Annotated in this window: 11 protein-coding genes; 9 read left to right on the forward strand and 2 right to left on the reverse strand. The window is 51.9% G+C overall.

The window, feature by feature from the left end:
- From ABYV26_RS13710 to ABYV26_RS13730, 5 genes are all read left to right on the forward strand, one after another.
- The coding region (locus ABYV26_RS13710; RefSeq protein ID WP_372681886.1) for a hypothetical protein at positions 1-388 on the forward strand (388 nt) is incomplete at its 5' end.
- A 67-nt stretch (positions 389-455) separates the two neighbouring features.
- On the forward strand, positions 456-938 hold the full coding sequence (locus ABYV26_RS13715) for a hypothetical protein (RefSeq protein ID WP_372681888.1): 483 nt from the start codon (positions 456-458) through the stop codon (positions 936-938).
- Between the two features lie 45 nt (positions 939-983).
- A complete protein-coding gene (trmB, locus tag ABYV26_RS13720; protein ID WP_372681890.1) occupies positions 984-1,643 on the forward strand; it encodes a tRNA (guanosine(46)-N7)-methyltransferase TrmB in 660 nt (219 codons plus the stop codon).
- A 12-nt stretch (positions 1,644-1,655) separates the two neighbouring features.
- Positions 1,656-2,054, forward strand: coding sequence for a hypothetical protein (locus ABYV26_RS13725; RefSeq protein WP_372681892.1), 399 nt, complete (start codon positions 1,656-1,658; stop codon positions 2,052-2,054).
- Between the two features lie 107 nt (positions 2,055-2,161).
- Positions 2,162-2,761: a flavodoxin family protein gene (locus ABYV26_RS13730; protein ID WP_372681894.1), complete on the forward strand. Its 600-nt coding sequence runs from the start codon at positions 2,162-2,164 to the stop codon at positions 2,759-2,761.
- Between the two features lie 163 nt (positions 2,762-2,924).
- Here the strand turns inward: ABYV26_RS13730 and ABYV26_RS13735 are convergent, their stop codons facing one another.
- Entirely contained in the window at positions 2,925-3,671 is a 747-nt protein-coding gene (locus ABYV26_RS13735) for a dienelactone hydrolase family protein (protein WP_372681896.1), read from the reverse strand.
- A 713-nt stretch (positions 3,672-4,384) separates the two neighbouring features.
- On the opposite strand from ABYV26_RS13735, the gene ABYV26_RS13740 reads away from it, so the two are divergent.
- On the forward strand, positions 4,385-5,869 hold the full coding sequence (locus ABYV26_RS13740; RefSeq protein WP_372681898.1) for a sigma 54-interacting transcriptional regulator: 1,485 nt from the start codon (positions 4,385-4,387) through the stop codon (positions 5,867-5,869).
- Between the two features lie 44 nt (positions 5,870-5,913).
- Here ABYV26_RS13740 and ABYV26_RS13745 read toward each other — a convergent pair whose 3' ends face one another.
- Positions 5,914-7,086 carry a hypothetical protein gene (locus ABYV26_RS13745; RefSeq protein ID WP_372681900.1) on the reverse strand — a complete coding sequence of 391 codons (1,173 nt, stop codon included), beginning with the start codon at positions 7,084-7,086 and terminating at the stop codon, positions 5,914-5,916.
- 699 nt (positions 7,087-7,785) lie between these two features.
- Between ABYV26_RS13745 and ABYV26_RS13750 the strand changes: the two genes are divergently transcribed.
- The 3 genes from ABYV26_RS13750 to ABYV26_RS13760 all read left to right on the forward strand — a co-directional run.
- Positions 7,786-8,169 carry a hypothetical protein gene (locus tag ABYV26_RS13750; RefSeq protein ID WP_372681902.1) on the forward strand — a complete coding sequence of 128 codons (384 nt, stop codon included), beginning with the start codon at positions 7,786-7,788 and terminating at the stop codon, positions 8,167-8,169.
- A gap of 125 nt (positions 8,170-8,294) precedes the next feature.
- The gene (locus ABYV26_RS13755; RefSeq protein WP_372681904.1) at positions 8,295-9,305 is read left to right on the forward strand and encodes a hypothetical protein; all 1,011 of its coding nucleotides are present in this window, start codon (positions 8,295-8,297) and stop codon (positions 9,303-9,305) included.
- 122 nt (positions 9,306-9,427) lie between these two features.
- Positions 9,428-9,682: hypothetical protein (locus ABYV26_RS13760; RefSeq protein WP_372681906.1), on the forward strand; the 255-nt coding region annotated here is incomplete at its 3' end.

Here is a 9,682-nt window from a genome sequence, read left to right on the forward strand (position 1 = left end):
AGGAGATTACTGGAAGGTGGACGCGGTGATGATCAGCCGTACCTCGATACTACTCATCGTTCACGAATATACGCTATTCACGCTGGTTCGTCGTAAATCACATTTTCGTGACCCCTTGACCATCGCCGAAGAAATCATCCAATCATGCCCATGGTATCGCAACCCGGCAACGCCCTCCCTTGGCAAGAATGGAAATCGAAAACTCACAGGAAGCATAACCGAAATGAAACGGATGACCATGGGTCTGTACTCGCCGGAGCGGATCAACGCAATGGAAATGTCGATCAATCAATGTTTATTTTCTTATCTCTCCACAGATCGCAATGGGTACTCAACACCATTCGAGGCTGTAGAAAGCTACGTAAAGGGACTAACACCCTGGCTGTAAGACATTTGTCGCCGATGCGTCTTATCGTGCCCCGCTTACTTTGCAGCAATGAGGAAAATCTATTTTAATGCTGAGCAACAGCAGGACAGACAGGCAATGGTTAATCCCATTTATGTGGATGGGTATGGGCTTGGTGTCTGGGTATTTATCGAATTATTTGTTCTCGTATATCTTGTCTCCCCTTCTGATCGAGACCGTCAGAGCAACCAACGCAAATACCCAGTTCGTCATTTTAAACAATATTGTCAACATGATCTTCGCGAATATGGCAGATTTCATGCTATGTTTTCTTTTTGCGATGGTGTTGGGTTATTTCAGCAAAATCACAGTTCTGAGAGGGTTGCTGTATGTTTTTGGTGCGATTGTCGTCAGCTTGTATACCCAAATGGTGGGGCTGATCGGCTACATGGGCACTTATTCTGAATTGCCCGCGTGGGCGGTTGCGTCGGAAATGCAGGGGTTGATTTCGCTGTTATTGATCATGCCCCTTTGTTCGATCGCAGGCAGCAAGGTTGGCGCCTGGATTAAAATGAAAAGGAACCCCGATTAGCCCGCACGAAGCGTTTGGCAGGCTGATGAAAACACAGGAATAACCATGCCAAAAAACAAGCTTCTCAAGTACGAACGCGTCAAACGTCTGCCCAATGTCACCTTTTCGGTGCTCGGTGAATCACCATCGCCTGGCTCTTATCCCTGGCACGACGAGCGGTATCAGGGCATGCAGAAGGTCCTCGAACTGGGCTGCGGGAAAGGAGAATACAGTCTGGCACTCGCCGCCGCCAATCCACGCAAATTATGTGTGGGAATCGATTTCAAGAGTCATCGCATCTGTGTCGGGGCTGAAAAGGCGCTTGCCCAGGGCCTTGAAAATGTCCACTTCCTGCGTGCGCGGATCGAGCGTATCGGGGAATTTTTTCTGAAACGCTCGATCCACGAGATCTGGCTGACCTTTCCCGACCCGCACCCCAAGCATCGGACAGTCAAGTCCCGGCTTTCCTCCCCTTCCTTTCTTGATGCGTATGCGAACCTGCTTCTTCCCGGCGGCACGGTGTACCTGAAGACGGACAGTGATCTGCTCTATGACTACACCCGGGAATCGGTCCGACGATGGGGCGGGAGCCAAGTCAAAATTTCTAACTCGGCTCATGGGAGCGACTGCAGCACATCAGGAACCGGTGAAGTGGTTTCCGCTTACGAGCAAGCTGCGCGGTCCAGGGGAGCGGACATCCAATTCATGGCATTCAAACTGAACTAAGGAGGCGATGTCATGCGGCGCGTCACCCTGCTCACCATCGACGCGATCATCAACCTGCTGCTGGGGGTGATGTTGATCGTATTTTCGGACGGACTGGTCGAGCTGCTGGGCGTGCCGCCGGCCGCCCATGGTTTTTACGCGAACATTCTCGGTGGGGTCCTGTTCGGAATCGGCATTGCCCTATTGATGGAAAGGCGCAACCAAACAGGAACCGGTATGGGTTTAGGGCTTGGCGGAGCGATTGCCATCAACCTATGCGGCGGCCTGGTGCTTGGCGGGTGGCTCGTCTTCGGCGACCTGTCGTTGCCGTTGCGCGGCCTGATTTTTTTATGGTTTCTGGTTGTGCTTCTGGTCGGGATCAGCGTCGTAGAACTCGTTACCGGTTTTCAGGGCAACCGTCCTGACATCTGAAAAAAACTAGACGCAGCCCTGCCGCCAGCGAACCACCATATTTAAAAATCCCGTATCCAGTGACGGGTGACCGTCCGTTTACCATATAGGAAGCGAAAGGAGCCTAAATGAAAGTGATCGGCATCAATGCAAGCCCGAGAAAAGGAGCCAACACCCAGACCCTGGTGGAAGCCATTCTGGCTGGCGCAGCCCAGGAAGGCGCACACACCCGCCTGGTCAACTTGAGAGACCTGACTATCAACGGGTGCATCGGATGCGAAGGATGCAAAAAGCATCTAGGCAAATGTGTGCAGAAGGACGACTTGTCCCCCTTGCTTCAGGAAATGACGGCCTACGATGCCATTGTCATGGGGACACCGGTGTATTGGTTTCACGTGACGGCACAATTCAAAATGCTGGTCGACCGGCTCTATTCGTTCCTGGAATTTAAACAAGATCCGCAGAGCGGTCAGCCGTCCATCGATTCGGCGTTTCCAGGTGGGAGACGCCTGCTTATTGTGATTTCCCGCGGCGATCCCGAACCACCTGCATTTTTCCCGCAGTTTTACGATCATCTCAACGAATGGCTTAACCTGATCCCGTTATCGCTGGGCGTGCAGAAGTATGATTTTTTCCATCAATACGGGGCGGACATCGACCGCTTGGCAGCCAGAAACGACCGCACGCTGCTGGAAAAAGCCAGGGCCGCCGGTGCGGGGCTTTGGTGATCGACCGGACAAACGGTAAGGCCGTCAAGCATGAAAAACCGTCGTGTGGATTCATAGCCAGGGTGTGTAATCAGGCGCCGAAGGATAACCTGGACATGGTCGCCACCACCCTGGGTTTCACCCGCGGGGTGAAGAAGGTGGAATTTCTAAAAGTGGCTTGAGCCTACCTCAACGTCTCTTCCAGAAACTCTCCAAAACGCTTCCAGGACTTCTCATCCGCATCTTTTCGGTACCGATCGGAGCCAAAGACGGTGAAGGCGTGCGGTGCACCGCCGTAGGCAATCATTTCGTGGGGCGCGCCCTTTTCCTCCAATGCATTGGCCAGCATGGCAAAATGGTCCATGGTAATATTCGTGTCGGCCGTGCCGTGCAGGATCAGCAGCTTGCCCCTGGTCTTGCCGTAATCCTGGCCCTCCGGCGCACTCAATCCGCCGTGGAAGGTGACAAATCCTTTCATGTCAGCCCCCGACCTTGCAAACTCGAGCACGGCGGCGCCACCGAAACAGTACCCCATGGCCACGGCATTGTTCACCCTTGCACCTCTGGCCCTGGCCGCATCCAGTGCACCGACAATCAGGCTGCGCATGCGTTCCCGGTCCTTGTAAAGCTCGCCGGTGTGCTGGCGCTTGTCCTTGACTTCGGTGGGCCTGACACCGGCGCCGAACAGATCGGCGGCAAAGACCGCGTACCCTTTTTCAGCCAGCATGTCGGCGCGTTTGACTTCATAGTCGGTCAGGCCGTCCCAGTCATGGATCAGCAGCACCAGGGGTGCATTGTCCGCCGGTGAAGTAAAATACCCCTCGAAGGCCTCCCCCTTGACGTCATAGGCGACAACCTGCCCGCCGGCCGCGGCCGTGGTGGCCGTGGCCGTAAAAAATAGTATAAGCAAAAATGTGTATGTGGTTTTCATAGATTAGCTCCTTACAACATAATGTAATTCAGGTTACTGTAACACGCGGACCCCGCCGGAAAGATCAATATTTATTAAAATAAGCATAAAAAAACAGACTGCATCCAAGTTGACGTGGTTTCGTCCATGGGTCCGTCACGCTGAGCGTGAGGACGTATTTGTCAACCACTAACGAACCTCTTTCATTCCTTCAGAAGTAATACTTCGGTGGGATTATACTATGGGCCGCGCAAACATGAGATTTGGTTTCTGCGCAAAGAAGGCGGATTATTAGCCGTTCCCTTCTGAAGCCTATTCGGGGGGTGACATCATTAAATCGCCCGCCATAAAGCTTTTTTATAGGTATTAATACCCATCTGGGCAACGCCCTTTGAGTAATAATACTCATCTCGCGGGCATCGGGTTTTATTTTTTATTGACAAGGCCCTTCTTTACGCTTAACACTATCAATTACTGATAATATTATGCCACATAATTTTTGAGTTTCATCGCGTGATTCTAAACGTTAAGCTCCCTATCCATCCGCTCTAAACTGAAATACAGTAAATTCATCCTCAGTTGAGCACCTAACCACCAAGCGCTTGTGGCAGTATCCAAAACTCTCCATAGCGGTTTTTGCGCATCATCGGATGTCGTTAAAAAAATATCCATGCTCATTTTTTCAACGCTTTTCGGTTCAGCAGTTACCGGTCGTCGAATAAGAGGTGAGAAAAGTGGTTCGTTTATCGCCGCGTGCAAAGAGTGATCGACAGGCTTACATCGTATCTTCTGATGGCAAAAAAACCCTTTATCAAGTCTCAGACATCGGAATGGGAGGCGCTGGATTAGACCTCAAACACATGACCGACCATTTGTCTGCAAGCACGGGCGACAATGTGCTACTGCAACTTTCTGCCGACGGAAAGAACGATCTGACCGCTACCTGTAAGATCGCACACAAGGACAGCCGCAAAATTGGCGTCTCCTTTTTGGGTATGGAAAAAGGCAGCCAACAAAAGCTGTGGCGAACCATTTCAGCATCGATCAAGGGCAATCAAGAATGCGATTATTGTGGCCAAACTACGGACATGGCTGACATCCAATGCCCCCATTGCGGTTGGAAATTAAATTTTCATTCCACTGAATACTTCGCCTATTGGGAAAAAGAGTGCCTGTTGCGCAGTATGACGAATTGCTTGAAAAATCTCACCATAGATGACCTGCACCGAATCAGAAGATGCCTGACAGAGGAAATCGCGCCGATCAAATCATCCCCGGAGCTGGATCCTGTCGAGGAATTCGTGGGCGTCTCGACGGCGATGAAAACCGTGTTTAAGCATATCCGCAAAGTGGCGCCCACCGAACTGCCGGTGTTGATATTGGGTGAAAGCGGCACGGGAAAAGAGCTCACCGCGAGGGCGATCTATGAGAGAAGTGATCGCAAAGATCGGCCTTTTGTCGTGATCAACTGTTCCGCGATACCCGAGTCATTGATCGAGGCCGAACTGTTCGGTCACACGAAGGGCGCTTTCACTGGAGCGATTCAAGCCAAAAAAGGGAAATTTGAAATTGCCGACAAGGGAACACTGTTTTTGGACGAGATCGGAGACCTACCGTTAAAGCTGCAGCCCAAACTGCTGCGTTTTTTAGAAGACAAGACGATATACCGGATTGGTGCGCTCAACGGACAGGTGGTGGATGTAAGAGTCATTGCGGCGACGAATGTCGATCTGGAAGCGGCTGTAGAAAAGGGTCTCTTCCGACGGGACCTCTTTCACCGGATTGCCAGTTTCACGATCCATCTGCCCCCCTTGCGTGAAAGAGACGCCTGCAAGGAAGTACTGGCCAAATATTTCCTAAAAAAGATCAAGATGGAACGCGATTGGAACTGCAAGGGCTTCACCGCCGAAGCGCTTGAATCCATCTGCCAACACGTCTGGCCAGGAAACGTGAGGGAGATGATTAACCGTATTCGAAGAGCGGTGGTGGTTCAGGATGACTGGATTCGCCCGGAAGACATGGAATTGCCGCCAAGCAAAAACACGGATCATATATCGAGCCTGAAAAAAGCGGACGAAAAACTGAAGCGTCAGATTCTAAAGTCGGCGCTGACATCCCACCAATTCAACATATCTCGGACCGCCCGATCCCTGGGAATCAGCCGGCCCTATGTCTACACGCTGATTAAAAAGCTCGACATCGCGCTGCCAGCCCGATAAAGGTTCTATTTTTCGTTCAAATTGCGAGGATTCGGCGCAACCCATCAAAACAGGTTGAAATTGAATGGAATGTTGAGCTGCACCTGAAAATCGGGTGTATCGTCAGTCAACCCGATATTGATAACGCCGAACAAGGAATATTTTTGTGATACACGATAATTGACCCCCAGGGACAAACTGGCGCTGATCAGTTTCGAGTCGGAGATGTCCTCGCCGGCCAAGGTTGTCTCACCGGTAAATGCATTCTGAAATGAAAAGCTAAGCGAGGCTCTTTCACTCAATGCGGTGGCCATTCCCAGATTATATTCGATACTGTCACCCGGATTTATCTTGCCGACATCTCCCACATCTCTTTCCATGTTCCAGGCATAGGCAAGCGATCCGTAAAATACCACCGGGTCGCTGACTTTTACCATGGTAAACCCGCCCGACAGGCCGTAGAAACCGGTTCCCGTGGGAAGCTCATTGGGGAATTCCCGCCCTGCGACCGTCTGGGTTTCCAATCCAAACGGATCTCTGCCCGAACGTGATTTGAACCTGAGATTCAATGTAATGTCGGGCTTTCCGCCGCGGGAACGGAATGCATGGTAGTTGATGCTGCCCCCGATGTCTCCAATCCCGTGATCCCGCGCCGATGCGTCCTGATTTCCCTCTTCGGCCACGATCGATGCGGGAATGATCATCTCCTCCGTACGGTACACATATGGTACGAACAACTCCGCCTGCAACCGGTTCGTGATGCCGTAGCGAGCGGTCAGGGTCGCTGTCAATATATTCCTTCTGACCTTTTCGACGTCAAATTTACCGAAAAGGATTGCATTAAAAATACTGTAACCTTTAACGGCAAGCCGGTTGTTCTGAATGTGGACGTAGTTGATGGACGGTTCCAAAATCAGGGTGCCCTTGGGAATGAGAACGCCACCCTCTTGTACCAAAATCTCCTCGGTATCCTTCTTGACGCTTCGCCTCGTCCCCCCTTCCGGAGGATTGTTTTGCGCTTCGGATGCCGGATCGGCCATGGACGACTGAGCCAGCAGCGCCGGCAAAGCGGTGTTCTCAGCGGTGGCGGTTCGCGAATAGCGATCATCAAGGAATGCTGCACCGGATGATTCAGGAGACGGATGGCCGGGCATGGCAGCCACACAGTGGGTTGACCATAATGCAACCACGAACAGAATAGCAAGGTATCGGCAGTGACGTACATTCATGTCAGGCATGCTTGGCATTCTCCCCCCTGATTGATCAAAGGCGACTTGTCATCCATATCTTTTGCTCTGCAGCAGTCGATTGGCGGTCGTCCAATGATTCCGCCGGAAACAGCGGCGGATACGTTTACTTTCGTGTTTGAACCCTCCCCGCGGCCTCGATGATCGGGATCTCTGCTTCGTGCCGACAAGGGGCGAGGAATCCGCTCGTTATCGCGGTTTTAAAATGGGCAATCGAGAATGGCTGTCGTCAGGATACTGGGTGAGTATTCAGATAATGCTAAAATTATGGTGCAATTCATTGTGCATTTCAAGTTTTTTTTTCCTTCATTCTTTATGCAACCGTCGGCAGGCGAAAACAGCCCCATACGAGGGATCGGCAAGGCTGAAAAATCTCGGCCCCGCCCGGGCGCCGTCTCCGGCCGATGCTTTCGAGCAATTTCAACGGATAAGACATCGTCGCTGACACCATCAGTCCAGTGTCAGTATCATTTACACCTATCGAAAAAGTGGTGAATGAGGGGGATATCACGGGTTTTCCCGGAACCAGTGTCAACCATACTTTACACCTGCTTGACGTGGGCATTTTTTAATTACAAAGAATATCAGGCACCTGTATGCATGGCACAGAAGTTGTTAGTTGCTAATTGAGTGTTCACCTTGCCCAAGCCCTTTGGCGTGTCTCCGTATTATTCACAAAGGCGCATATAGATGAAAAAAGTACAGAAATTATTGCTTGCCTTTATCTTACTGGCGTGTCTGCTGACGCCCGGTGCCACCCCGGCCGACGCCCAAGATCACTATTTTGCATCCGCCGACATCGCTATTGCACCCATAGCCTTTTCGGAAGCAGCACCCCTTGAACCACCGCCCATTAGCCTGGGGGTAAAATTAACGGATGATGAAATGAATCGCATCCGGGGCAAGGGAAAGGGCGACGGAGAAATGGGCCATGGCACATCGCCAACCCATACCGGTCGGATCATCCTATGGGATGAAAGCGATTCGCCACGAACCGGGAATATTCAAAACATCAGCTATGACTCCGGCATTGCCGGGAAACAGACCAATCGCCTGATTTTTAGCGACCAGTAGAGACCAAACGAAAGGAGGGCAGACGCAACCTTAAATACGGTTGGTAGCCGTGCAGGTATTGGAGATCGAGAGCGGCATGAAGTTCCGTTCAAAGAGGTGGCCCATTTTAATCAAAGGAGGAGATTATGAAAAAAATACTATCGATTGGGTTGGCCCTGGCGATGTGCGTTGCCTTTTCGGGTATCGCCGCGGCTCAAGAAGCACTTTTAGCCGATCCGGCAGTTCGTGTGCTGGACAATGATGGTCCGCAGCCCACGGTAACCAAGGAAATAACAATCAATGAGAATTTGTACGATTACGCCGGTACAGAGATGTATGGCAAATTCGACAAGCTCAAGATTATTACCATCGACACCTACAAACACATCAACGTTTTTTTCAACACGGAGATCGAGGTCAATGCCGACGGTGAGGCGGAGACCTGGGCCCAGCAGATGAACCTTGAAAACAGGTATTTGGATGTTGGTGCGACCAGAGACGAAACCACGGTGACGACAACCACCACGGAGAAGGAGTACAAGGACAGCTACGACCCGCAAACCGGCGATCGTTTTCCGACGCAGGTAACCCAAACCGATACCGTGGATGAAGCAGTCACCGTAGAACTTTTCGACTACAATGAGAGAACCGCCGAGGTGCTCGACTCCATCAACGCCAACAGCGGCGTGGTCGGCGTCAACCAGAGCCCGGGCAACATGAACAACCAGGCCAACCTGTCCGCCATGGCGGTGATCGCCGGCGACAAGCAACTGGTGGAGGCCAATGGGTTCGGCGTCCAGGCCAGCATGTTCAACTTTATCGTTGGTATTCGCTCCGAGAATAAGAACACCATTTCAGGGAGCATCAGCGACAACAACGGCATCGTGGGCGTGAACCAGTCTTCAGGCAACATCAACAACCAGCTCAACTCTGCGGCCCTGGCTGCTGGGCTCGACCCGGTAACCAACGGTGCGCTGGGTGAAGCCACACTGAAGCAAGTCAATGCTGACAGTTTCCTGGTCCATTTTGCCGTCCTCCGGTCGGATTCGATTACGGGTTCCATCAACGGGAACGCCGGCATCGTGAGCGTCAACCAGGCATCGGGTGACCTGGTCAACCAGGCCAATATCCACGCCATTGCGGCGGATCTGAATTAGGCAGGAGATCCATTTGCTTATGGTTTGATGGGAAACCACCCAACCATCCATCGAAATTGATATTACTAATGGATAGGAGAGAGGGACGAGTGCCCTCTCTCCTTGGAGTTGAGAGCAACGCGATGCGACACAGCCTGTGCAGCGGTTTGCGTTTTTTGCTTTTGGGACTTGCCATTTCAATGCTGGGGGGCGTTCAGGTATGCCGGGCAGAATCATTGCCCCCCGTGGAAAGGGAGGAGGGCTTTTCGGCAACCTCGACCCACGGCGGTGCGGAAAACACAGCAACCACCACCCAAGGCCAACTCGGCGAGTCGGACGACGTGCAGCGGGTGATCGAAGAAAGCGTGGGCAATTCCATCAGCAGCCTGTTTAACGCG

Origin of the sequence: Desulfosarcina sp. (genome assembly GCF_041551955.1) — a bacterium.
In the GTDB taxonomy this organism is placed as follows: Bacteria; Desulfobacterota; Desulfobacteria; order Desulfobacterales; family Desulfosarcinaceae; genus Desulfosarcina.